Origin of the sequence: Rhodococcus sp. 66b (assembly GCF_002076325.1) — a bacterium.
GTDB lineage: Bacteria > Actinomycetota > Actinomycetes > Mycobacteriales > Mycobacteriaceae > Rhodococcus_F > Rhodococcus_F erythropolis.
The window spans coordinates 176,558-199,837 of the sequence record NZ_MUZB01000013.1 but is presented as its reverse complement, the minus strand read 5'-3'; the positions used below and the strand labels follow the sequence as shown (position 1 = coordinate 199,837).

The 23,280-nt window shown below is 62.5% G+C and carries 22 protein-coding genes, 1 tRNA gene and 1 pseudogene; 10 read left to right on the top strand and 14 right to left on the bottom strand.

The window, feature by feature from the left end; genetic code table 11:
- The first annotated feature begins 17 nt into the window (after positions 1-17).
- Positions 18-944, top strand: a complete 927-nt coding sequence (locus B0E55_RS23970; RefSeq protein ID WP_042950497.1) for a LysR substrate-binding domain-containing protein — start codon at positions 18-20, stop codon at positions 942-944.
- 61 nt (positions 945-1,005) lie between these two features.
- On the opposite strand, the gene B0E55_RS23965 is transcribed toward B0E55_RS23970, so the two are convergent.
- From B0E55_RS23965 to B0E55_RS31955, 9 genes are all read right to left on the bottom strand, one after another.
- Positions 1,006-2,364 carry an MFS transporter gene (locus tag B0E55_RS23965; protein WP_019746615.1) on the bottom strand — a complete coding sequence of 453 codons (1,359 nt, stop codon included), beginning with the start codon at positions 2,362-2,364 and terminating at the stop codon, positions 1,006-1,008.
- A gap of 184 nt (positions 2,365-2,548) precedes the next feature.
- Positions 2,549-3,544, bottom strand: coding sequence for an amidohydrolase family protein (locus B0E55_RS23960; RefSeq protein ID WP_020968257.1), 996 nt, complete (start codon positions 3,542-3,544; stop codon positions 2,549-2,551).
- Positions 3,545-3,547: 3 nt separating this feature from the next.
- The gene (locus B0E55_RS23955) at positions 3,548-4,069 is read right to left on the bottom strand and encodes a 3-hydroxyanthranilate 3,4-dioxygenase (protein ID WP_003943511.1); all 522 of its coding nucleotides are present in this window, start codon (positions 4,067-4,069) and stop codon (positions 3,548-3,550) included.
- Positions 4,066-4,518: a RidA family protein gene (locus B0E55_RS23950; protein WP_019746612.1), complete on the bottom strand. Its 453-nt coding sequence runs from the start codon at positions 4,516-4,518 to the stop codon at positions 4,066-4,068. Before B0E55_RS23950 ends, B0E55_RS23955 begins: the two co-directional genes overlap by 4 nt.
- The gene (locus tag B0E55_RS23945; RefSeq protein WP_019746611.1) at positions 4,515-5,288 is read right to left on the bottom strand and encodes a 2-keto-4-pentenoate hydratase; all 774 of its coding nucleotides are present in this window, start codon (positions 5,286-5,288) and stop codon (positions 4,515-4,517) included. The genes B0E55_RS23950 and B0E55_RS23945 overlap by 4 nt, the downstream gene beginning before the upstream one ends.
- Positions 5,289-5,330: 42 nt before the next feature.
- On the bottom strand, positions 5,331-6,806 hold the full coding sequence (locus B0E55_RS23940; RefSeq protein WP_080910588.1) for a 2-hydroxymuconic semialdehyde dehydrogenase: 1,476 nt from the start codon (positions 6,804-6,806) through the stop codon (positions 5,331-5,333).
- Positions 6,807-6,932: 126 nt separating this feature from the next.
- Positions 6,933-7,718: an MBL fold metallo-hydrolase gene (locus tag B0E55_RS23935; RefSeq protein WP_046377838.1), complete on the bottom strand. Its 786-nt coding sequence runs from the start codon at positions 7,716-7,718 to the stop codon at positions 6,933-6,935.
- Complete coding sequence (locus tag B0E55_RS23930) at positions 7,718-8,188, bottom strand: RidA family protein (RefSeq protein WP_019746608.1); 471 nt, start codon at positions 8,186-8,188, stop codon at positions 7,718-7,720. Before B0E55_RS23930 ends, B0E55_RS23935 begins: the two co-directional genes overlap by 1 nt.
- 5 nt (positions 8,189-8,193) lie before the next feature.
- Positions 8,194-8,358 carry a hypothetical protein gene (locus B0E55_RS31955; protein ID WP_003943454.1) on the bottom strand — a complete coding sequence of 55 codons (165 nt, stop codon included), beginning with the start codon at positions 8,356-8,358 and terminating at the stop codon, positions 8,194-8,196.
- Between the two features lie 53 nt (positions 8,359-8,411).
- Between B0E55_RS31955 and B0E55_RS23925 the strand changes: the two genes are divergently transcribed.
- Together B0E55_RS23925 and B0E55_RS23920 are read left to right on the top strand one after the other, a co-directional pair.
- Complete coding sequence (locus B0E55_RS23925; protein WP_019746607.1) at positions 8,412-9,425, top strand: ArsA family ATPase; 1,014 nt, start codon at positions 8,412-8,414, stop codon at positions 9,423-9,425.
- Positions 9,425-10,603, top strand: a complete 1,179-nt coding sequence (locus tag B0E55_RS23920; RefSeq protein WP_029254327.1) for an ArsA family ATPase — start codon at positions 9,425-9,427, stop codon at positions 10,601-10,603. The genes B0E55_RS23925 and B0E55_RS23920 overlap by 1 nt, the downstream gene beginning before the upstream one ends.
- 19 nt (positions 10,604-10,622) lie before the next feature.
- On the opposite strand, the gene B0E55_RS23915 is transcribed toward B0E55_RS23920, so the two are convergent.
- Entirely contained in the window at positions 10,623-10,946 is a 324-nt protein-coding gene (locus tag B0E55_RS23915; RefSeq protein WP_019746605.1) for a WhiB family transcriptional regulator, read from the bottom strand.
- 293 nt (positions 10,947-11,239) lie between these two features.
- Here B0E55_RS23915 and B0E55_RS23910 point away from each other — a divergent pair, with 293 nt between their 5' ends.
- Entirely contained in the window at positions 11,240-13,609 is a 2,370-nt protein-coding gene (locus B0E55_RS23910) for a penicillin-binding protein (protein WP_003943525.1), read from the top strand.
- A 94-nt stretch (positions 13,610-13,703) separates the two neighbouring features.
- On the opposite strand, the gene B0E55_RS23905 is transcribed toward B0E55_RS23910, so the two are convergent.
- The gene (locus B0E55_RS23905) at positions 13,704-14,180 is read right to left on the bottom strand and encodes a GatB/YqeY domain-containing protein (RefSeq protein WP_003943491.1); all 477 of its coding nucleotides are present in this window, start codon (positions 14,178-14,180) and stop codon (positions 13,704-13,706) included.
- Between the two features lie 132 nt (positions 14,181-14,312).
- Here B0E55_RS23905 and B0E55_RS23900 point away from each other — a divergent pair, with 132 nt between their 5' ends.
- The 3 genes from B0E55_RS23900 to B0E55_RS32255 all read left to right on the top strand — a co-directional run bounded on the left by B0E55_RS23900 (position 14,313) and on the right by B0E55_RS32255 (position 15,807).
- Positions 14,313-15,281, top strand: a complete 969-nt coding sequence (locus tag B0E55_RS23900) for a metallophosphoesterase (protein ID WP_003943461.1) — start codon at positions 14,313-14,315, stop codon at positions 15,279-15,281.
- A 54-nt stretch (positions 15,282-15,335) separates the two neighbouring features.
- Positions 15,336-15,409 (top strand) — tRNA-Pro (locus tag B0E55_RS23895).
- Positions 15,410-15,483: 74 nt separating this feature from the next.
- Positions 15,484-15,807 (top strand): hypothetical protein, encoded by a 324-nt coding sequence (locus B0E55_RS32255; protein ID WP_019746603.1) that lies wholly within the window; start codon positions 15,484-15,486, stop codon positions 15,805-15,807.
- 387 nt (positions 15,808-16,194) lie between these two features.
- Here the strand turns inward: B0E55_RS32255 and B0E55_RS32250 are convergent.
- Together B0E55_RS32250 and B0E55_RS23885 are read right to left on the bottom strand one after the other, a co-directional pair.
- A pseudogene (locus B0E55_RS32250) lies at positions 16,195-17,037 on the bottom strand (SIR2 family protein); the annotation flags it as partial.
- 417 nt (positions 17,038-17,454) lie between these two features.
- Positions 17,455-19,011, bottom strand: coding sequence for an acyl-CoA synthetase (locus tag B0E55_RS23885; protein ID WP_080910606.1), 1,557 nt, complete (start codon positions 19,009-19,011; stop codon positions 17,455-17,457).
- Between the two features lie 189 nt (positions 19,012-19,200).
- Here B0E55_RS23885 and B0E55_RS23880 point away from each other — a divergent pair, with 189 nt between their 5' ends.
- Positions 19,201-20,232, top strand: a complete 1,032-nt coding sequence (locus tag B0E55_RS23880) for an ABC transporter substrate-binding protein (RefSeq protein ID WP_080910586.1) — start codon at positions 19,201-19,203, stop codon at positions 20,230-20,232.
- Positions 20,233-20,287: 55 nt separating this feature from the next.
- On the opposite strand, the gene B0E55_RS23875 is transcribed toward B0E55_RS23880, so the two are convergent.
- Positions 20,288-20,764: a MarR family winged helix-turn-helix transcriptional regulator gene (locus B0E55_RS23875; protein WP_020968249.1), complete on the bottom strand. Its 477-nt coding sequence runs from the start codon at positions 20,762-20,764 to the stop codon at positions 20,288-20,290.
- Positions 20,765-20,883: 119 nt separating this feature from the next.
- Between B0E55_RS23875 and B0E55_RS23870 the strand changes: the two genes are divergently transcribed.
- Positions 20,884-22,497 carry a DHA2 family efflux MFS transporter permease subunit gene (locus tag B0E55_RS23870; protein WP_029254323.1) on the top strand — a complete coding sequence of 538 codons (1,614 nt, stop codon included), beginning with the start codon at positions 20,884-20,886 and terminating at the stop codon, positions 22,495-22,497.
- Between the two features lie 113 nt (positions 22,498-22,610).
- Positions 22,611-23,279, top strand: coding sequence for a DUF6891 domain-containing protein (locus B0E55_RS23865; protein WP_060939230.1), 669 nt, complete (start codon positions 22,611-22,613; stop codon positions 23,277-23,279).
- Position 23,280: the final 1 nt, after the last annotated feature.

The following is a 23,280-nucleotide window of genomic DNA, read 5'->3' as shown; positions in this document are numbered from 1 at the left end:
CCGTCTAGGATTGCTCCATGGACATGCCCAAGCTCCTCGACGGGCGACTAAAACTCCGCCATCTCCTGCTCGTCGACGCATTGAGCCGTCAGGGCAGCGTGGTCGGCGCCGCTGCCGCACTTCACATCACACAACCCGTCGCGACCCGCAGTCTGCACGACATCGAGTCCATTCTCGGTGTCTCGCTCTTCGACCGCGGGCCACGCGGAATCACCCCGACCATTTTCGGCGAGGCCTTCACAACTCATGCGCGGGCCGTGATCGCGCAGCTGACCGAAGCCGGGCGGCACGTCGTCGAACTTGCCGACGCCAATCGCGGAACCGTCATCGTGGGAACACATCTCGCCGGATCCAACGTGCTGCTTCCCGGCGCTATCGCACGCCTGAAGGTTCACCACCCGCTGCTCACCGTCATCGTGCGCGAAGGTACGCCCGAACAGTTGCTCACCGATCTGGAAGCGGGCCGAATCGACCTGATCGTCGGCCGGCTCACCTCACCTACCGATGACACCGCGACAAGACGGAACCTCTACGCGGAGTCCGTCGAACTCGTCACCCGTGTGGATCACCCGCTCGCTCACCGCGAGGACGTCCAACTCGAAGAACTACGCGGCTTCCCCTGGATCCTTCCCGGGGTCGAGACAGTGCTCCGCCGCGAGCTCGAGGAGTTCTTCGCCCGCAACGGCCTGCCGTTGCCCGAAAACCGCGTCGAGGCAACCTCTTTCCTCACCGTGCGCCAGCTGCTGGTCGAGACCGACATGATCGCGGTCCTACCGAGCCTCATCCCCCGCGACGACGCGCGCTTGACCACCCTGTCCATCACACTCGATCCGATCGGGCACAGCGTCGGCATCACCTCGTCGGCGACTCGCACGTCGAGCCCGTCCGCGCAGGCCCTGATCGCGACGCTGGAGTCCTTTGCAGCTGAGCTCATGCGACCGTGAAACGCCGATCGGCCCGTTCCCCCGCGCGGGGGAACGGGCCGATGTCGGATCAATCCAGTACTCAGGCGTTTTCGGAGACGCGAATCTCCTCGTGTTCCAAGCCCCGCGACGAATCGGGGACAATCTTGAACAGTGCGATGGCGCCGACCAGGCTGATTGTGCATATCGAGGCGAGGTACCAGGTGACGCCTACCGAAGACCCGGTGGCGTCCAGCAGTGCGGTGGCGATCATCGGCGCCAGTCCACCGCCGAGAATCGCACCACTCTGAAGGATCAGAGACGAACCGGAGTAGCGGACCTTGGCCGGGAAGGTATCGGCGATGATGCTGCCCTGAACGCAGTGGGTGACCGGCACGATCAGACCCATACCCAGGAACGCGATGACAGCGACCACTTTGTTCTCGGTGTTCAGTAGCGGGAAGAACACGATGCACCACAACAGGATTGCGGCAGATCCGCCGATGAACATGTGTCGACGCCCGTACTTGTCAGCGATCTTGGTCCAGAACGGGATGGAAAGGAACCACAGGACTGCGGCCGCGGTCACGCTGAGCACCAGGAATTGCTTGTCGTAGCCCAGATGTTGAGTTCCGTACGACAGGGTGAACACCATGAAGGCGTACGCCACGGCGGAGTTCGCCAAGCACGCGGCAAGCGTGAGAGACAAACGGGGGAAGCCGACCTTGAGCGACTCACGCAGCGGGAAGCGGACTATTTCGCCCTTCTCCATGATCCCGGCGAATGACGGCGACTCGGTGACGCGCAGGCGAATCACCAGACCGATCGCCACCAGAACGAAGCTGAGCAGGAACGGGATTCGCCAACCCCACGAAGCGAATGCCGAGTCCGACATCACGGCGTTGGTCGTCAGGAAGATGCCGTTGGCGAGAACCAGTCCGGCGGGTGTGCCCATCTGCGGGAAACCTGCATAACGATTCTTCTGCCCTGCCGGCGCGTGCTCCATCGACATGAGTGTCGCACCGGCGCCTTCACCGCCCAGACCGATGCCCTGAACGACGCGCATGGCCACCAGGAGGACGGGCGCCCAGAATCCGATGGAATCGTAGTTCGGGATGAGGCCGATGAGTGTGGACCCGACGCCCATCATCACCAGGGAGACCACGAGTGTGGCCTTGCGCCCGATCCGGTCACCGAAGTGCCCGAACACGAGCCCACCTACCGGCCGTGCGATGAATCCGACGGCGAAGGTGCTGAAGGCAGCCAGCGTGCCGGCCGTGGGGCTCAGGCTCGGAAAGAATTGTTTGTTGAAGATCAGCGCGGCGGCTGTGCCGTAGAGGAAGAAGTCGTACCATTCGAGAGTTGTGCCGGCCAGAGTTGCCATGGCAACTCGGCTACGGGCAGCTTTCTCCGGCAACGGCTTTCCGTCACTCGTTGTGCTGTTGGATATCTTGTCTGACATCGCGGAACCTATCGATTGGATGGGGCAGGCGGACGATGAAATCTGTAGTCACCGACCCCGTCTTCGGGATTGTCGGCATCACGAGCGTCGTCGATCGTTGTGTCTGGAATTGTGCTCGCTCGAGACATGACTCACAAATGCCGAAATCACCGTCCGCCATACCGGAAAGGGTATAGCCGGGGTCTCAGACGAGACCCAGGAAGCGTTCGGCATTCCCCCGCGAAATCAGTTGGCGCGCAGTATCGTCCAAGAACTCACTCTTGCGAACCACCTCACCGACCGGACGCTCCCCCAAGGGGTACGGGTAATCACTACCCACCATCACACGGTCCACCCCCACCGTGTCCACCAGCAGTCGCAGTGCGCGCTCGTCGAAGACGACGGAATCCACGTAGAACCTACCCAGGTAATGCGAAGGCGGGAACTCCGACGTACCGATGATGTCGTTGCGGCCGTGCCAGGCGTTTTCCATCCGGCCCAACCAGAACGCGAAAGATCCACCACCGTGCGCAAATCCGATCTTGAGACGATCGTCGATCTTGTCGAACACCCCACCGAGAATCAGCGCGAGTATCGACAGATGCGTTTCGGCCGGCATCGCGGTGAGCCACTGCGCCATCCAGCGATCGAGGCGCGGAGAGTTGGCCATGTCCCACGGGTGCACGAATACCGGCACGTCAAGCGACGCACAGTGCTGGAGAAACGTCACCACGCCCTCGCTGTCGAGGTCCAGATCGCCCACATGATTGCCGATCTCGACACCGCGGTGCCCGTTCGCGATGCACCGCTCGAGCTCACGGCACGCTGCGTCGGTGTCTTGCAGAGGCACCTGGCAGAACGGAATCAACCGATCCTTCGCCGGCTCCACGATCTCGAGCGCGAGGTCGTTGAAGATCCGTGCGATGCGACTTGCCTGCTCGCCGCTTCGGCCGTAATTGAAGAATGCCGGCGTCGGCGAGACGACCTGCGTGTGCACGCCGTCGGCATCCATGTCCCGAAGCCGCACCTCGGCGTCCCAGGCATCGGACTGGATGCGGCGGAACTCCTTGGTGCCCATCATGATCATGGCTTCGGTCTCCGACTCGACCTTCAGCCACGGCGCTTGCGGCCCCGCGTCTTCGGTCAGATCCGGCCACCCGTTGGGCACGTAGTGGGTGTGGATGTCGATCAGGTTGCTCATCACTCAGCCCTTGCCGGGATGGAGGGTGCCGCACTTGTCACACGTGCGGGCTTCTTCGCTCTCGTAGAACTTGACGAACACCGGCGGAAGGTCGGCCACGATGTCGCGCACCTGAAGTTCGACCTCGTGAATCTTGTGATCGCATTCGAGGCAGTACCACTGGAACTTCTCGAGCGTGCCTTCCTTGCGGACGCGTTCGATGACCAGGCCGATGGAGCCCGCCGTGGGACGCTGCGGCGAATGCGGAATGTCTCCCGGCAGCAACCAGGTTTCGCCCTCACGAATGTCGACACGCTGAGGACCGTCCTCGGTCATGACGTTGACGTGGATGTCGCCTTCGAGCTGGTAGAACCACTCCTCGTACGGATCGAGGTGGTAGTCGGTCCGCTGGTTCGGTCCGCCGACGACCTGCACGATGAAGTCGTCTCCGAGCGCCATCGTCTGATTGTTGACAGGCGGCTGCAGCAGGTGGCGGTTGTCGTCGATCCACTTCTTGAAGTCGATGACGGGAGGAATCGTGGTCATGATGCATTCTCCGTATCTTCGGACGCTGAGCGCTTGGAGGCGGGCACGTACGCCACGCCGGAAATTTCGATGAGCAGATGCGGGTGGGGCAGTTGGTGAACAGCCACAGTCGTTCTCGTCGGACCGTTTTCGTCGAACAGTTCGGCGTACACCTCGTTGTATCCACCGAAGTCGTTCATGGACACCAGGTAGGAGGTGACCTGAACCAGATCACTGAGTTCTCCACCCACTTCGGCGAGGATTGCCGCGATGTTTTCGATGACGGCACGCGTCTGCGCCCGAATGTCGAGCGCCGTCGTCCCCATCTCGTCGACCTCGACGCCGACAAACGTGTTGTCGGGTCGACGCGAACTGGTCCCGGAGACATAGACGAAATCGCCGACCACCTTGACGTGGGGGAACTTTCCGCGCGGCTTCGCCAGCTTCTCGATGACCTGCGCCCCACTCATCGCTTCACACCTTTCACCGTGACGGTTCCGAGTCCGTCGATCGTGCACTGTGCGACGCCCTCGTCGAGTCGCACAGCTGCTGTGGCGGCACCGGCCAGAATTACCTGACCGGCGCGCAACGGAATTCGGCGTCGGCGGGCGATGTCGAGCAGTGCATGCAAAGCGCGCGCCGGATCGCCGAGAATGGCCGACGTGGAACCGACTACCGTCTCGCCGCCGACCTCCATACGTACGGAACGGTCTTCGACGTTCTGTAGCGGCAGCCACCGCCCGATCACATACCCGGCAGCGCTGGTGTTGTCAGCGACGACGTCGGTGTAGGTGAAGCGGAAGTCGCGATAGCGCGAGTCGATGATCTCCATTGCGGGAGCCAGTGCATCGACGCAGGTTTCGATGTCGACGTTCGGATCGTCGAGATCGACGTCCTTCGACAGACGGTATGCCACTTCGGGTTCGATCTTGGGATGAATGAACTTCCTCAGGTCGACTTCGCCGCCGTTGCTCACGCACATCGCGTCGGTCAACTGACCGACGATCACTTCGGAGACGCCCATCTGCGCCATCTTCGCCTGGCTTGTGAAGCCGAGCTTGATACCCACAATCGATTCGCCACGGCTGGTTCGTCGTTCGAGGAGTTCGTTCTGGATCCGGTAGGCCTCGTCGATGTCGATGGTGTATTCGTCGGCGAGGCTCGGGGTGTCGGTGCGAGTCTGCGCAGCGTCGTCGAGGCGACGCGCGAGCGCGGATACGGTGTCTTCGGGGGCTGTCATCACGCCTCGCTCATTTCTGGAAAACTTTTGCGGTTTCGATGTTCACAGTTGCACACATACATTCGTCGGTTCGGTGTAGAAGTGCAGCGAGGACTCGCCACCCTCACGTCCGATACCGGACAGGCCCATACCGCCGAAGGGAGATCGCAGTTCGCGGGTGAACCACGTGTTGACCCAGGAGATTCCGACGTTCATCTTCTGCGCGACGCGGTGTCCACGGCGCAGGTCGTTGGTCCACACAGAGGCAGCGAGGCCGTACTCGGTGTCGTTTGCCAAGGCGATCGCCTCGGCTTCGGTCTCGAACGGAATGAGTGCTGCAACGGGTCCGAAGATCTCCTCGCGCACGACGCGATCCTTGTTGGTCAAGCCAGTCCACAGGGTGGGTTCGATCCACGATCCGCCCGACAGTTCCTGTCCGAGGTCCGGAATACCGCCGCCGGTCAGCACTTTCGCGCCTTCCTGCTCGGCGATCTCGAAGTAGCCGAGAACCTTCTTCCGGTGCGCCTGCGAAATGAGCGGTCCAGTCGTCGTTGCATCGAGCGTCGGGTCGCCCAGACGCAATCCTGCTGCCCGCTCGACGAGTCCACCGGCGATGTCGTCGAAAATACTGCGGTGCACGTACACCCGTTCGGTGCACAGGCAGACCTGGCCGGTGTTGGTGAACACCGACTTGGTCAGACCCGTCAACGCTTCGTCGATGTCGACGTCGTCGAAGACGATCGCGGCGTTCTTGCCACCGAGTTCGAACGAGACCGGACGGACTCGCGGCGCAACGGTTTTCATGACATGGGAACCGGTTGCCGAAGATCCGGTGAAGGTGACACCGTCGATGCCGGGGTGCGTGGTGAGGAACTCGCCGGCGGAGTTCGCTCCGAACCCGTGGACGACGTTGTAGACACCGGCAGGCAGGCCGACTTCTTCGAGTACCTCGGCAAGCAACGACGCCGTCGCTGGGGTTTCCTCGGAGGGCTTGACCACCACGGAGTTCCCGCACGCGAGCGCGGGCGCTACCTTCCAGGTCAGGAGAAGCAGCGGCAGGTTCCAGGGAACGATGACGGCGACGACGCCGAGCGGCTTGCGGATCGCGTAGTTCAACGCCTGCTTGCCACCCGCGAGATCCGTGACAAACGATTCCTGTCCGGCCGCGGCGACGATGTCGGCGAAAGTGCGGAAGTTCGTCAGGGCGCGCGCGACGTCGAGTTCGCGTGCCTGTGTGATCGGCTTGCCGGTGTCCGCCATTTCTGCGGCGACGAACTCTTCGAATCGCTCCTCGATCCGGTCGGCGGCGCGTCGCAGCAGAGCCGTCCGCTCACGGACCGGCGTATCGGCCCAACCGTTGTCCAGAGCACGTCTGGCAGAGGTCACGGCCCGATCGACCAGGGCCTTGTCGGCCTCGTGGACCCGGGCGAGAACACGGCCCGTTGCTGGGTCGACCTGATCGAAGCTCGACGACTCGTCGGGTTCGACATAGGAGCCGTCCACGTAATTGCGGATCCATCCGTCGCATTGTGAGGTCATGGACTAACTATTGGCCCGTGACCCATATCAAACAAATGCAAAAACTGCCGCCAGCTATACCTCGATCGGCATAGATGGCGGCAGTTCGGCTACACAACTCAGCTCATCATGTCGGCGCCGAGCGCCTCAGCGGCGCAGATACGCCAACTGCACGTTGACGGATTTCTCCGCCACCGGCCACAGCTTCGGGTCCACGTCGGAGTAGACGTGCTCGACAACCTCGCGCACCGATGCCGACTCCCCCAACGTCGTCAGAGCGTCCCGCACCTGGGCTAGACGCTCCTCGCGGTGAGCAAGGTACTGCTGCGAAATCGCCTGCAGATCGGGCAGGTCCGGACCGTGCCCGGGAAGAACCGTCAGTCCTTCGCCGAGTGCGGCCAACGACCGCAGTGATGTGAGGTAATCCCCCAGATCGCCGTCGGAGTCGTCCAGAACTGCGGTGCCGCGGCCGAGAATGGTGTCGCCCGTCAGCACGCTCGCATCGTTCTCGATGACTATCGACACCGAGTCAGCGGTGTGTCCCGGAGTCGCGAGGATCCGCAGCTTCAGACCCGCCACCTCGATCACTTCACCGTCGACAAGCGCCGAAGCACCCCCGCGTAGAAAAGTGGGGTCGACGGAACGCACCGGAGCCGAGGTCAATTCATGGAAACGGTCCACCCCGCCGGTGTGGTCGTAGTGCCGGTGCGTGATCAAGGTCAGCGCAACCGGACCGATACCAGCGACACGTTGCAGGTGTTCCTCGTCGTTGTCGCCCGGATCGACGACAACACACTCGACGCTGCCGGGAGCATGCAGAATCCAGGTGTTCGTACCGTCCAGCGTCATCATGCCCGGATTGTTTTCGAGCAAGACCGAAGCGATGTCGGTGACGCGGCGAAGCTGCGCGTAGGCGGGATGGACCGTCGACATCAGCGAACTTCGACGATCAGTTCCACCTCGACCGGAGAGCCGAGGGGAAGCTCTGCCACGCCGACTGCCGAACGAGCATGGATACCGGCGTCGCCGAGCACCTCACCGAGGAATTCGGAAGCGCCGTTGATCACGCCGGGCTGACCGGTGAATCCTTCGGCGGATGCCACGAAGCCGACAACCTTGACAACGCGAACGACGTTGTCGATGCCGACCAGGGCGTCGATGGCAGCGAGAGCGTTGAGCGCGCAGGTGCGAGCCGCAGCCTTGGCGTCGTCATCCGACACGCCCGCACCGAGCTTGCCGGTCAGCGCCAGTTTTCCGTCGACGAACGGGAGCTGACCCGACGTGTACACGTGGTTGCCGCTGCGAACCGCGGGAACGTACGCAGCAACGGGTGCCGCGACGGCGGGAAGTGCAATGCCCAGTTCGGCGAGACGCTCCGACCAGGTCTGTGTTGCCTCTGCCATGTGATTCAGCCCTTCGGACGCTTCATGTACGCGACGTGCTGCTCGCCCGACGCGCTCGGCAGGACTGCCACGAGTTCCCAGCCGTCGACACCCCAGTTGTCGAGAATTGCCTTCGGATTGTGGACCAGCAACGGAGTCACGGTGTATTCCCAGGAAGTTATTTCGCTCATGCGGTGAGCCTATCCCGCGTACATCTTCGGCCCCAGACTTATAGGCTCGCGGTGTGGTTGCATCCCAAGATGAGCTGAGCAGGACCTGGCCCGAGTCTGCGACGAAGGCCCGCCTGCACTTTGTGTCGGGTAAAGGCGGAACCGGTAAGTCCACGGTTGCCGCCGCGTTGGCGCTCGCGTTGGCCGAAGGCGGCAAGCGCGTTCTCCTCGTGGAAGTCGAGGGCCGCCAGGGAATCGCGCAGCTCTTCGACGTACCGCCGCTTCCACCGCAGGAGACCAAGGTCGCGGCCGCCGAAGGTGGCGGTGAAGTGATGGCTCTGGCCGTCGACATCGAGACCGCGTTCCTCGAATACCTCGAAATGTTCTACAACCTCGGCTTCGCCGGCCGGGCGATGCGTAAGTTCGGCGCCATCGAATTCGCCACCACCATCGCTCCCGGCCTTCGCGACGTTCTGCTCACCGGCAAGATCAAGGAGTGCGTCATCCGCACCGATCGAACCGGCAAACGCGTGTACGACGCCGTTGTCGTCGACGCTCCCCCGACCGGACGAATCGGCAGCTTCCTCGACGTCACCAAGGCGATGGCCGATCTCGCCAAGGGCGGCCCGGTGCACTCCCAGAGTGAAGGCGTCGTTCGGCTGCTGCACTCGCCGGAGACCGTCGTACATCTTGTTGCACTTCTCGAAGCGCTGCCCGTTCAGGAAACTGCCGACGCCGCCGCAGAACTGGCGCGCGACGACCTCAACCTCGGTGCCATCATCGTCAACCGCGCCAGCCCGAGGTTCTTGCCCGAAGACCAACTCTCCGGTGCCGCTGCCGGCGATATCGACGCGGCTTCGATCCGGTCGACACTCTCGGACGTCGGCATCGATCTGTCCGACGACGACTTCGCAGGCCTGCTCACCGAGACGATCGAGCATGCCTCGGTGCTCGAAGCTCAAGAATCCAGCGCCGAGAAGCTCCGCGAGATCGACGGGGCTCGGGTGCAACTTCCCGCACTCGCCGACGGCGTCGATCTCGGTGGGCTGTACGAGCTTGCCGAATACCTCACGGAACAGGGCGTGTGATGACCGAGACCACCGAGAACGTGACGGTCGGCAGTTCCAGGACCGGCCGACGCGCAGCTCCTGCCCTCGATATTTCGGCGATCATCAAGGACCCGACGGCCCGGATCGTGGTGTGTTGCGGCGCAGGTGGCGTCGGCAAGACCACGACGGCCGCGTCCCTGGCGTTGCGTGCAGCCGAAGAGGGCCGACGCGTAGTCGTCCTCACCATCGATCCGGCCCGCCGCCTCGCACAGGCCCTGGGTGTGGCCGAACTCGACAACACTCCGCAGCCGGTGAAGCTGGGTCCCGAGGCCACGGGCGAACTGCACGCAATGATGCTGAACATGCGTCGGACTTTCGACGAGATGGTCATCGAGCATTCGAGCCCTGAGAAGGCCGAGCAGATCCTGGCGAATCCCTTCTATCAAACCGTTGCCACATCGTTCTCCGGAACGCAGGAGTACATGGCGATGGAGAAGTTGGGGCAGCTTGCGTCGAACGACGCGTGGGATCTGGTGATCGTCGATACCCCGCCGTCGCGCAATGCGCTCGACTTCCTCGACGCCCCGCAGAGGCTCGGCACATTCCTCGACGGACGGATGATCCGGCTGCTCTCTGCACCCGGCCGTGGCCTGACCAGGCTCGTGGCCGGCGCGATGGGCTTGGCACTGAAGGGTGTCTCGACCATCGTGGGAAGCCAAATGCTTTCGGATGCATCGGCATTCGTGCAATCGCTCGACTCGATGTTCGGCGGTTTCCGTGAACGCGCAACGAAGACCTACGAGTTGCTACGTCAGCCGGGGACTCATTTCCTGGTGATCGCAGCGGCCGAACCCGACGCTCTTCGCGAGGCGGCGTTCTTCGTCGATCGCCTTGCGGGCGACTCGATGCCGTTGGCCGGTCTGGTTCTCAACCGCACGCACCCGACATTGACGGCTCTGCCTGCCGATCATGCGGTGACCGCCGCCGACAAACTGGAAGCGAAGGAAAGTGCGACCGAGGCCGAAGCCCTCACCGCAGCCGTTCTCCGCATCCATGCCCATCGGGCAGTGATCGCGAAGCGGGAGATCGCCTTGCTGAGTCGATTCACCGCAGCTCACCCGAGGGTGCCGCTGATCGGTGTTCCGTCGCTACCGTTCGAGGTCTCGGACCTCGAGGCGCTGCGCGCGGTGGGAGATCAGCTCACTCGTAAGGGCTGATCCCCCCGATCGGCCTGGATCAGACTGCTGAGTGATGCTGGCGCTGGTCTTCGAAGAACTCGGACCAGGAGTCGACGTCGGGGTGCTGCTTGAGCAGTGCACGGCGCTGACGCTCGGTCATTCCGCCCCACACACCGAACTCGACACGATTGTCGAGAGCATCTGCTCCGCACTGCATGAGGACCGGGCAGTGACGGCAGATGGTGGCCGCCTTGCGCTGCGCGGCGCCACGAACAAAAAGTTGGTCGGGGTCGACCTCGCGGCATCGTGCCTTAGTTACCCAGGCAATTCGTGCCTCGGCCTGCTCGATGTCCAAACGGCTACTCGGGGTGGCTGTGTACATTCTGGGTCCCCTCTACAAAGTCTGACCGTCGCCATAGGGCGAGCAGCGCACCATCTCAGCCGTCCCCGCGGTAGCACGGTGAAAGCTGAGACACATTCGTGATCGAGTGTTACGTCGATCACACTGATCACAATTTAGGTAAAGAACGGCCCTAACGCAAGACGCTCGGGAGCATTTTTTGGTACGGCAGTACAAAGCGCGTGTTCAGAAGGTTTTGAACACCCCCAAAACACTGAAACCGGTTCCAATGGGTGGGCACACGTACTCTGTAGATCGTGTCGATTGCAAAAACAGTGGCGAAGCTCGCCGGAAGCTCCGCATTGGCGGGTGTCCTGGTCGCAGGGGTGATGTTCCCAGTGGCGGGCGGATTCGGATTCGCGTCCAACCGCGCCGCCGATACCGTCGACAACGTCTCGGCCGAACTGGTCGAAGGCACGGTCCCCGCGGTGTCCACCATGGTCGATGCGGCAGGCAATCCCATTGCCTGGCTCTACGACCAACGACGCTTCGAAGTCCCGAGCGAGAAGATCTCCAACAACATGAAGTTGGCGATCGTCTCCATCGAGGACCGCCGGTTCCCCGACCACAAGGGCGTCGACTGGCAGGGAACGCTGCGTGCCTTCCTCACCAACACGACGACCGGTGAAGTGCAGCAGGGCGCGTCGACACTCGATCAGCAGTATGTGAAGAACTACCAACTGTTGGTCGTGGCCAAGACGGATGCCGAGCGCCGCGCTGCCATCGAGACCACCCCGGCCCGAAAGATCCGCGAGATCCGGATGGCCCTGACGCTGGACAAGGAACTCACGAAAGACGAGATCCTCACCCGGTACCTCAACCTCGTACCGTTCGGCAACGGATCCTTCGGCATCCAGGACGCCGCTCAGACCTACTTCGGCGTCGATGCCGCAGATCTGACCGTTCCCCAGTCGGCGATGCTTGCCGGCATGGTTCAGTCCAGCTCCGCACTGAACCCGTACACGAACGTCGAGGGCGTGACCGAGCGTCGTAACACCGTGCTCGACACCATGATCACGAACATTCCGGATCGTGCCGACGAGTTCCGCGCCGCCAAGGAAGAGCCCCTCGGCGTCCTGGAAACCCCCAACAACTTGCCGCGCGGCTGCATCGCTGCAGGCGATCGCGGATTCTTCTGTGACTACGCACTGAAGTACCTCTCGGACGCCGGAATCACGCGCGACCAGATCAACGAGGGTGGTTATCTCATCAAGACCACTCTCGATCCGCAGGTCCAGGCGTCCACCAAGGCCGGACTGAACGCGAACGCGAGCGCCAACCTCGACGGCATCGCGAACGTGATGAACGTGATCAGGCCGGGCCAGGATTCACACAAGGTCATCGCGATGGCCAGCAGTCGCACGTACGGTCTCAATGCCGACGCCGACGAAACCGTCCAGGCACAGCCGTACTCCCTTGCCGGTGACGGTGCGGGTTCCGTCTTCAAGATCTTCACGACGGCTGCGGCGATGGAGAAGGGCCTCGGTATCAACGCGACGCTCGACGTGCCCAAGCGATTCGAAGCCAAGGGCATGGGTAGCGGTGGTGCGGCCGGTTGCCCGGTGTCGACTTACTGCGTGGAGAACGCCGGCAACTACCCGCCGACGCTGTCCGTGACCGACGCGCTGGCACAGTCCCCCAACACCGCTTTCGTCAAGCTCATCGAGGCAACCGGCGTCACGCCGACCGTCGACATGGCCGTCCGTCTCGGCATGCGCTCGTACGCTGATCCCAACACCTCGGGCTTCGACGAGCGCAGCATGGCCGACTTCCAGAAGGAACAGAACCTCGGTTCGTTCACCCTCGGTCCCACCTGGATCAACCCACTCGAACTCTCCAACGTCGCGGCCACTCTCGCCTCGCACGGCAAGTGGTGCCCGCCGAGTCCCATCGATTCGGTCTTCGACCGCTACGGCAAGCCTGTGGCCGTCACCGAGCAGGGCTGTGAGCAGGTTGTCGAGCCCGGCTTGGCAGACACACTCGCCAACGCCATGAGCCGTGACGACGTCGGCGCCGGTACGTCTGCCGGAGCTGCAAGCAGCGCCGGATGGAGCCTGCCGATGTCGGGCAAGACGGGTACCACCGAGACCCACAAGTCCTCGGCGTTCCTCGGCTTCACCAACAACCTCGCTGCCGCTGTCTACATCTTCGGCGACTCCCCGACGCCGGGAGAGATCTGCTCTAGCCCGCTGCGCCCCTGCTACAGCGGCAACCTGTACGGCGGTACCGAACCGGCGAGATCCTGGTTCGCGGCAATGAACCCGGTCGCCAACAACTTCGGGCCCACCTCGCTGCCTCCGATCGACGAGAAGTACGCACGGGGATCGCAGAACGGCCAGGTTCCCGAGGTTGTCGGCCTGAGCCAGTCGGCGGCGACGTCGAGGTTGCAGGCGTCCGGCTTCACGGTCAATTCCGTGACCACGGCGTCCGGAGCACGCGCGGGAACGGTCACCGGAGTTTCGCCGTCCGGGTCCGCGATCCCGGGTTCGACCGTCACGATCTACATCAGTGACGGTTCCGTGAGGGCTCCGGCAGCACCCGCATCCCCGGCAGCTCCAGCAGCTCCGGCACCGGGCGCGACTCCCCCGGATGCGACTCCGCCCGGAGGTGAACCCGCACCGCCTGCGGGGACCCCGCCGAACTGACGGCCCTGAAAACTGACGGCTCTGAAAACAAGAACGGCCGCGATCTCCGAGTGACTCGGAGATCGCGGCCGTTTTCGATTCTGGTGGCGCGCTTCTACAGGCGGGACTTCACTGCTGCAGAGATACGGGCGCCATCGGCCTTGCCCTTGGCCAGCGCGCTGGCGGCCTTGATGACCTGGCCCATCTGGCGCATCCCCGGACGCTCACCGAGCTCCTCGGACACCTGAGCGAGGGCGGTGTCGACGACGTCGACAAGCTCGGCGTCGGTCAACGGCGTCGGCAGGTACTCGTCGATGATCTGAGCTTCGGCGCGCTCTTTCGCGGCAAGCTCACCGCGGCCGTTCTCGGTGTAGATCTCGGCCGATTCGCCGCGCTTCTTCGATTCCTTTGCAAGGACTTTGATGATTTCTTCGTCGGTGAGGACGCGCGCTTCCTTACCGGCTACCTCTTCGGTCTGGATGGCTGCCATGAGCATCCGAAGGGTGGCTGTACGTAGCGGATCCTTCGCCTTCATGGATGCAACCATGTCGGTTCGGAGGGTGGCTTTGAGCGATGGTGTCGTGTCGGACATGGTGGAAACGTTACGCGCTCGGCGTTTCGAGCGTGCCGATAGTTACCTCCGCCCGGACACAATTCTCTGTGGAATAGCTGTAAAAGGCGGCGAGAGCGACGCAGAAGAACGCCACACCCGTATCCTTGAGAGGTGTCTTCCCAGTTCCGCACCAATCTGACCCGCACCGCACTTGGTGCCGCGGGCGCCGCTGCACTAGGGATCGGGTACGCATCCGGCATCGAACGCAATGCATTTGCACTGCGTGAGGTGACGATGCCAGTCCTGGCGCCCGGTTCGTCGTCGCTGCGGGTCCTCCATCTCAGCGACCTGCACATGATGCCGAACCAACGGTTGAAACAGAATTGGTTGCGTGAGCTCGAAGGCCTCGACCCCGACCTCGTGGTCAACACCGGCGACAACTTGTCGCATCAGCGCAGCGTCCCGGCAGTGGTCCAGGCGCTCGGTGATCTGTTGGCTCGGCCGGGTCTGTTCGTCTTCGGCAGCAACGACTACTTCGCTCCGAAACCGAAGAACCCACTGAGCTACATCTTCAACAAGGACAAGCGCATCACCGGGGATCCCCTCCCCTGGGGCGATCTGCGGGCCGCGTTCACCGAACGTGGATGGCTGGACATGACCCACGTGCGCCGCGAGCTCGAAGTGGCCGGTATTCGCATCGCAGCCGCCGGCGTCGACGATCCGCACCTGAAGCGTGATCGCTACGACACCGTCGCCGGAACACCCAATCCCGTCGCCCAGCTCAAGCTCGGTCTGACGCACTCGCCCGAACCTCGAGTTCTCGATCGGTTCGCCGACGACGGTTACGACCTTGTGCTCGCCGGCCACACGCACGGTGGTCAGCTGTGCCTTCCGTTCTACGGCGCGTTGGTCACCAACTGCCAGATCGATCGATCCCGGGTCAAGGGGCCGTCGAAGTGGGGCGCGCACACCCAGCTGCACGTCTCCGCGGGCATCGGCACTTCGCCGTGGGCTCCGGCACGCTTCTGCTGCCGCCCCGAGGCAACTCTGTTGACTCTGGTTCCGGCCACCAGGCGCGAACCGGAGCACGTCTCCGCACACAGTTCCGCAGAGTCTCCAGCGTCAGTTCTACGCAACTGACCTGCGGATTTAATGTCAGTCGACTCGGTAATGTAAGCTAACCGAGGTTCGACACGGGGTGTGGCGCAGCTTGGTAGCGCGCTTCGTTCGGGACGAAGAGGTCGTGGGTTCAAATCCCGCCACCCCGACAGTGAAGAACAGCAATCGAGGCCCTTCCGCTCACGCGGGAGGGCCTCGATTGCGTTGACGATAAGGTGAAGCCGTGGCATCCCAACCAGACTTTGCGCACAACGACATGGCGAGCCGTAGCCGACGCGAGAAAGCCGTCGGCCTGGCCAAGTTCGCCTGGGATCGCGATATCAGTAGCGCAGAGTTGCTCGAGATGCCCGACGATCGACTGCGCAAACTCGCACGTGCGGCCGGCGCCAATCCGCCGAGCACGCGGGAGACCTGGACCATCGCGGCCGGACTGCTCGACGAGAAAGCCGTGTGGGCAGCCGCTAACCCTGACCGTCCCGAAGCTCGGCGTGAGCATCCGGACGAGAAGATCATGTGGGTGAAGAAGCCGATCGAGCCCTGGCTGTGACAGCCGAATTGAGCGCAGCTGTGACAGCCGAATTCGACGTCGTTGAGACCGCGATCGGGAAACCCGCTGATCCTCCTCTGTAGATGGCGGCCGCGGAGTGGCGCCCAGTTCGTCGAACACTGCTTCCAGGCTGCTCCATCGCTCTCGGTGCTCGTGCGGCAAGGATCTGATGACTTCGGCGGCCGCCCGCAAATTTTCTGCCAAATCGATTTCTCCTCCTTCGAGCAACCCCTTGTATCTTGTATCCAACAAGTATGGAGCGTCGACGCTCGTCAAGATCGCGAGCTTGTCCAGGAATATCTCGAGGTCACGTGCAGCCACTTGCTGATCCAGGGAATCCGAAACGGCAACGTAGTCGAAGTCGTTCTTCCACAAGGCAGTTCGAATCTCGTCCCGCTGCAGTGTGATTACGGTGCCCAAAGTTCGTGGGCGCTTGTTCCGTGCATCGAGCGCCAATACTTCATGTGCAAGCCGGAGCACATTGTCATCGGTCATCGATGCTCCGACAACTATGAGATGTCCGGTTGCCATGAGCGACTGAACGATCGAGCCCAACGGACGTCGTTCTGCGTCGTATCTGACGAAGTCTCGGCGACTCAAGACGATGCTGGCCGCGTCAGCCACATCGCCGTGCAATTTCAGTACCCACGGAACTCCCGCGCGGGCTTCTTCTCTCGGAAGTACAGCGACCGAGTTTTCGCCGTGCGCTGATTCAAATGCGCTTTCGTACAACGCATCGTAGTTGGTCGTAACCACTTTTGTGACTCGCAGAGACGCCAGAAGACAATGCGACAGCGTTGGTTTGATATCGAGACCAGTCAGCTGAACAACGCGTTCGCCGAGTTCGTTCGATCCGTCGTCCTCCGTTTTCAACTCCTTCGACAGAAGTTGCGCACGGTCGAGGACATTGAGCTCAGCGAATTCCGCGCTGCTCACACCCGGAAGTTCCTTCTGCCGAATTGCCTCAAGCAGACTGTCCCACGACGGCAATCCGGCGGGAATGCTTACTCCCGCACCCAACAACAAGGAGGCTTCACCAGCTTGGAGCCTATCTGCCAATTGCTGGACCTGCGGAGGGATGCCAGCACTCAACAGATGCCCCCGCCGAATCGATTGATACGCGGCATAATCGGCAGCATTGGCAACTACAAATGCGATGTCGAAGTCGTATTTGTCAGCACATTCCACTGCGGCCTCGATCAACGCCTTGATAACAAGGCCACGAACCATCCCCTGCCCACCCAGTCCCACCCCAAAGGTCGGCAATGCAATGAGTGGTTTTACTCGACGACCTCCAGGCTCGATATCAGCAGATGCAATCGTGTCGAGGACCTCGCGAACGCCGTCCACCAGCCGGTGCACCGATCCCCGCGAAGCGACGTTCAGCAGCCATACCGGCCGCCCTTCCTTCGGAAATGAGCGCACCCTGTTGCCCCCTGCCGGTGCGCTTTCCACTGGACTCGTGAGGCCGAGCACCGGCCACCAGTGCTCACGAGGCACGAAGTTGCCGCTCGTCGACACGACCGCCGCATCCCAGTCCACTGATTCGAGACGTCCACGGACGACAAAAACATGACCAGCACCTGCGTCATTCCCAGTCACACATACTCCCCACTAGTGCCAATACAGGTTCCGGGACAATACAGCTCACACTCCCGCTACGGTTTCGCGAGCCCAACGGTAGTCGGCCTTCCCACTGGGTGAGCGGAGGATGCTGGGCACCAGCACGATCGACCGCGGGATCTTGTACCCAGCCACGTGGGTGCGGCAGTGCTCCGACAATGATTCCGTCGCAACATCTTCGAACCCCGGTCGAACCTGCACGACAGCGGCAACCTTCTCACCGAATCGTGCGTCGGGCGCGCCCGCTACCAAAGCGTCGAAAACTGCCGGGTGAGTTTTGAGCGCCTGCTCCACTTCTTCGGGGTAGACCTTCTCGCCGCCGGAGTTGATGCACATCGAACCGCGCCCGAGCAGCACGATGGTTCCGTCGGCTTCCATCGTGCCCATGTCCCCGAGTACCGCCAGCCGCACCCCGTCGACGACAGGAAAAGTTGCAGCAGTCTTGGCGGGGTCGTCGAAGTAGGCCACGGGGACATGGCCGGCCCTGGCGATGAACCCGGTTGTGCCCGAGCCTGGTTCGATGCGACGAAATTCGTCGTCGACAAGAATCATGTTGGGGTTGGATCGAATTCGCTTTGAACCGTCCTCACCGAATTCGACGACGCCGTCGTTGCCGGATTCCGAAGCACCGAAGGCATCCTTGATCACCAGTCCCGGTAATCGGGTTGTCAGTTCTGCCTTCAGGTTCGGGGAGAACAATGCGCCACCCGACCCGATCAGCTTGAGAGTCGAAAGGTCGTAGCGGCCTTCGCTTGCGGCGATGGCGTCGGCGATCGGCCGAGCAATCGCATCGCCGACGACCGTGATTCCGGTGATCTTCTCGGCCTCGACCAGTCTCAACACTTCCATCGGATCGAAGCTGCGGGTCAGTACTCGGGGCGCTCCCATGAGGAAAGCCGTGAGCAGTGAATAGATCGCGGCTCCATGCATGAGCGGCGGGATGAGTAGCAGCACAGTTGGATTGGTGTTCGTCACGGCCGCATCCACAACCTCTTCGAGGCTCCGACGCGGCGGCCCGCTGAGGTTCGCTCCGGACAGCGCGGCGAAGAAGAAGTCCTCGTGCCGCCACACCACGCCCTTGGGCATTCCGGTCGTGCCGCCGGTGTAAATGATGAAATGGTCGTCGTTGCTTCGCGGGCCGAAGTCGCGAGTAGCAGTCTGCGCGGCAAGGGCGTTCTCATAGTCGTCGCCGACGATCAGCACGTGGGAGATCTCCGGACACTGCGGAACCACGGCCAATGCCGTCGGCGCGAATTCCTCTTCGACGAGTAGTGCCACCATTTGAGAGTTGGTGTAGATGTACAGGAGTTCTGCATCGGTATAGCGGAAGTTGACGTTGATCGGTACCGCTCTGATCTTCAAGCAAGCCAGGAGCGCTTCGACATACTCGACGCAGTTCCGCATGTGAATACCGACGTGCTGCCCAGGCTCGACGCCCACCGACTGCAGATGATGTGCGAGTCGGTTCGATCGCAGTTCGAGTTCGGCATAGCTCAACCGCGAATCTTCCAGAATCAAGGGAACTCGATCGGGGATCGCATCGGCAACGGCCTCGAACAGATCGGCAATGTTCAGGGTCATCGAAATCCTCACTACACGCGTCTTCTCTTACCAGTACAGGTCTTTCGCGAAGCTAACACGTTGGTCGCACCCTGTAGTCCGAATTGCGTAGCGGTCCCGCTGAGCGAGACCTGACGCGCTGCTCACCTGACATCAACGGTGCGGATACCTCTCTGACCAAGCCCGATAGCCGGAAGGTAGGGTAGCCTAATGCATTCACGCACCACTCTCCGGAGCCGCACGTCGGTCCGGGTCGCCATGGTTGCCCTGGCGACTGTTTTTGCCGCTACGGCCTGCGGTTCTTCCGACGCCGGCGGCAACGCAAACGGCAACACCGATGTCGCAACCGGCGGCAAGCTGTTCAGCACCGCCGACACGGAAACCGCGAAGCTCGGCAGCGATGCTGCGCCCGGCGAGTTCCCACGCACCATCACTCATGCTCTGGGCGAGACCACCCTCGAGGCCAAGCCGACCCGTGTCGTCGTCCTCGACAGCGGCGAACTCGACGAGGTCCTCTCGCTCGGGATCACCCCGGTCGGCATCGCCAGCCCGGAAAGTGCCGCCGGTCAGCCGTCGTACCTGGCTGACAAATTGGTCGGCGTCCCCGATGTCGGCACGACCAACAACCTCAACCTCGAGGCGATCACCGCACTGCAGCCAGATCTGATCCTCGGCAGCAAGTTGCGCCAGGACAAGCTTTACCCGCAGCTCGCGGCAATCGCGCCGACGGTCTTCAGCATCCGCCCCGGCTTCCCGTGGAAGGAGAACTTCCTCCTTGCCGGTGACGCACTCGGCGAGGAGACCAAGGCCGAGCAGGTTCTCAACGACTACCAGGCGCACGCGGATCAGGTCCGTGAGTCGATCGACGGTTCGCCGACTATCTCGCTGGTTCGCTTCATGTCCGGGAAGCTGCGCCTGTACGGCAACCTGTCGTTCATCGGCGTCATCTTGAAGGATGTCGGCCTGCCACGCCCGGCGATCCAGGGCATCAACGAGTTGGCCGTCGAGGTCAGCCCGGAAACGATCACCGAGGCAGAGGGTGACCGAATCTTCTACTCCAGCTACGGAAATCCCGCAGACACCGGTCAGACCACCGTTGTCGCCGGTCCGCTGTGGGCAAGCATGGACGCAGTCAAGGAAGGCCGCGCCACCGAGGTGAGTGACGAGACCTGGTTCCTGGGCCTCGGCCCGACAGGCGCAGGCCTGGTTCTCGACGACCTGCAGGCCAAGCTCGGCAAGTAGCCGTCACCGACACAAAAAAGCCGCCCGACTCTCCGGAGTCGGGCGGCTTTTTTGTTCAGCGGTTGTCTTGCTCGAGGTGTTCGTTCATCGTCGAGTGCAGGTCGACGAGAAATTCCTCGAATCGACTGAGCAGTTCGGGCGGGTATTTCTCCATCATGGCGTCGAGTCGCACGGCAAGTGGACCGAAGAACTCGTCCGCGAGGTCCTGCACATGCGCACTGCTGTGCAGCGTGACCACGCGACGGTCTGCATTCTCACGGGTCCGGACGATATGTCCCGCCTTCTCCAGGCGGTTGAGCAACGCGGTGGTTGCGCCCGACGTCAGCGAGATCCGCTCTCCGAGGCGGGCGGGCGAGAGCGGCGTCCCCTTCTCCTCGGCAGCTGTGATTTCCATCAAGGCAGTCGCGTCGGTGGAATGCAGGCCGAGCCACGACGCGAATCGATGACTGAATTCGGTGAACGTCCCACCGTACGCGCGGAATTCGTCCATCAGCCGCTCCCGCTCCACGGAGATGTCGCGCGGTGCTTCCACCCCGTGATCCCACCTTTCCTGTGCCAGACGGCGGCCGGTCGAGCCCAGCGCGCACGTTGACAACTTACCGCCTCAAATATACCTTCACTGTGAAGTTACTTCACAATGGAGGTTTATTCGTGAACATCTCACCCACCACTCGCAAGTGGTTGGGCCTGATCGCCATCGCACTCGGCGTGGCACTGATCGTCGTCGACACCACTATCGTCAACGTCATAGTTCCCTCGATCATCGAAGATCTCGGGATCAACTCCGTTCAGGCTCAATGGATCCAAGAGTCCTACGCAATCGTGTTCGCGGCGCTCCTGCTATTGGTCGGCAGAGTTGCGGACCTGGTCGGCGCCCGTCGCATCTTCATCGCCGGTGTCGTCGTGTTCGGCGCAACGAGCCTACTGGCCGGACTGGCACCGAACGGCGGCCTGCTCATCCTGGCGCGATTCCTGCAGGGCGCCGGCGCGGCCATGATCCTGCCCACCTCACTGTCACTTCTGAACGCGATGTTCACCGGCAAAGCCCGCGGCCAGGCCTTCGCAGTCTGGGGTTCCACCATCGGTGCAGCCTCCGCTCTCGGCCCATTGCTCGGCGGCTGGCTTGCCGAACATGCCTCATGGCGTTGGGCATTCGGCATCAATATTCCGCTTGCTGCGCTCATTCTGATCGGCGCAGTGCTGTTCATCGCGCCCTCACCCCGCACCGCTGGACGCATCGACGCCACCGGAGCGGCACTGTCCATCGCCGGCCTGGGCCTGCTCGCCTTCGGCCTCGTCGAGGGACGTACGTATGGGTGGCTGACGACGAAGGAACCCTTCGATCTGTTCGGCCTGTCATGGTCCAGCGGACCGTCGCCGGTTCTGGTGGCATTGGTTCTCGCCGTTCTGTCGCTCGGTGCGTTCGCCTACCGCCAAACCATGCTCACCCGCAGCGACGATCCGTCGCGGGCGCTGATGGACGTACGACTGTTCTCCATCTCGTCGTTCCGCAACGGCAACATCGCGACGCTGATCATCGGACTCGGTGAGTTCGGAATCGTTGCGGTGCTTCCTCTCTGGCTTCAGTTCACGCTCGGGTACAGCGCACTCCAGGCAGGGCTCGCGCTGGTTCCCATTGCCATCGGCAGCTTCGTCGCCAGTGGTGCGAGCTTCGGAATGGCGTCGAAGGTCTCGCCGTTGGGCTTGGTCCGTATCGGTTTGGCCCTCGAAGCGCTCGGTCTCGCCGGTCTCGGATTCATCGCGGCGACAGACAGCCCCTGGTGGACTATCGCCGCAGTGCTCTTCTTCTACGGCATCGGTGTCGGTTTTGCGACTGCGCAGGTGACCAACGTCGTGCTCGAGGAGATTCCCGAGCAGAGCGCCGGTCAAGGCTCCGGCATTCAGAGTGCGTTCCGCCAACTCGGATCCGCACTGGGCATCGCTGTCCTCACCACGGTCTTCTTCAGCACTCTCAATTCCACGCTGAACAACGACCTCACCGAATCCGGTGTCGACCAAGCTCAGGCTGATCAGTTGACGCGTGCTGTCACCGACAGCGCGGGCGCCGCCATCGACTCGCTGGCCGGGTCACCGAGCACCGCTTTCGTCGCCGACGCTGCACAGTCTGCAATGACTCACGGGATCACACTCGGCGGATACCTTGCGGCCGGATTTGTCGTGGTCGGCCTGATCGCCACCGCGCTCATCCCGAACAAGCCTGCCCCGTCGACCGAGGAGGAAACAAAGGCAGCAGCCGACGCCTGACGGCCGGATCGGTGCAGTACGGTGCCGGTATGCGATTGCCCTGGTCACGGTCAGCACAGTCACGTCGGTCAGCACGGTCACGTCGGTCAGCACGGTCACGTCAGCCTGCAACGGTGCTCAGCGCGGCCGACATCGTGGCCGTCCGTGAGCAAGCACGCGAATTGGTAGTCCCCGGGTTCGCGACGTTCGACGCAATCTGCGAAGCCGCCCGAGACTGTGTCGAGGGCGGTTTCGAGAACGATGAACTCGGCAGACAGATCGACGCAGTAGTGCGTGAGGTCTGGGACCGAAGGCTCGGGGAGCAGACCCAGTGGACGGGTCCCGGCGACTTCGAGCGCGTATCCGCCGCCTTCGCAGAACTCGAGCGCAGCGGCATCGTGGCCCGCATGAACTTCACCTGCTGCATGCAGTGCGGCACTACCGAAATCGACGACGAACGCACGCCGTCCGAACCGGACGAGAACGGGTATCCCTTTGCTCAGTGGGCGTACACGTTCTTCCACATGCAAGATGCGGAGCGTCTCGGCGACGAGCCGTCCGATCTCTACCTGTCCTACAGTGCGTTTCGTCCGGCCCACGATCTCGATCCCGCGCTGGTCTCCGCCGCGTTCGGCGGCGACGAAACCGCCAAGGCACAGATGATCGCGCACACCGATCAGACCGTCGGGCGCCAGGTAGCCGACGCACTCCGAGCCCAGGGACTGAGCGTCGACTGGAACGGTGACAACAATCAGCGCATCCGCATCTCCGACGTGCGCTGGCGCAAACCACTACCGCAGTAGG

Coding starts and splice junctions, on each gene's coding strand:
- B0E55_RS23970 (WP_042950497.1), top strand. CDS start 18: ATGGACATGCCCAAGCTCCTCGACGGGCGACTAAAACTCCGCCATCTC.
- B0E55_RS23965 (WP_019746615.1), bottom strand. CDS start 2,364: ATGTCAGACAAGATATCCAACAGCACAACGAGTGACGGAAAGCCGTTG.
- B0E55_RS23960 (WP_020968257.1), bottom strand. CDS start 3,544: ATGAGCAACCTGATCGACATCCACACCCACTACGTGCCCAACGGGTGG.
- B0E55_RS23955 (WP_003943511.1), bottom strand. CDS start 4,069: ATGACCACGATTCCTCCCGTCATCGACTTCAAGAAGTGGATCGACGAC.
- B0E55_RS23950 (WP_019746612.1), bottom strand. CDS start 4,518: ATGAGTGGGGCGCAGGTCATCGAGAAGCTGGCGAAGCCGCGCGGAAAG.
- B0E55_RS23945 (WP_019746611.1), bottom strand. CDS start 5,288: ATGACAGCCCCCGAAGACACCGTATCCGCGCTCGCGCGTCGCCTCGAC.
- B0E55_RS23940 (WP_080910588.1), bottom strand. CDS start 6,806: ATGACCTCACAATGCGACGGATGGATCCGCAATTACGTGGACGGCTCC.
- B0E55_RS23935 (WP_046377838.1), bottom strand. CDS start 7,718: ATGTCGACGGTCCATCCCGCCTACGCGCAGCTTCGCCGCGTCACCGAC.
- B0E55_RS23930 (WP_019746608.1), bottom strand. CDS start 8,188: ATGGCAGAGGCAACACAGACCTGGTCGGAGCGTCTCGCCGAACTGGGC.
- B0E55_RS31955 (WP_003943454.1), bottom strand. CDS start 8,358: ATGAGCGAAATAACTTCCTGGGAATACACCGTGACTCCGTTGCTGGTC.
- B0E55_RS23920 (WP_029254327.1), top strand. CDS start 9,425: ATGACCGAGACCACCGAGAACGTGACGGTCGGCAGTTCCAGGACCGGC.
- B0E55_RS23915 (WP_019746605.1), bottom strand. CDS start 10,946: ATGTACACAGCCACCCCGAGTAGCCGTTTGGACATCGAGCAGGCCGAG.
- B0E55_RS23905 (WP_003943491.1), bottom strand. CDS start 14,180: ATGTCCGACACGACACCATCGCTCAAAGCCACCCTCCGAACCGACATG.
- B0E55_RS23885 (WP_080910606.1), bottom strand. CDS start 19,011: ATGACCCTGAACATTGCCGATCTGTTCGAGGCCGTTGCCGATGCGATC.
- B0E55_RS23880 (WP_080910586.1), top strand. CDS start 19,201: ATGCATTCACGCACCACTCTCCGGAGCCGCACGTCGGTCCGGGTCGCC.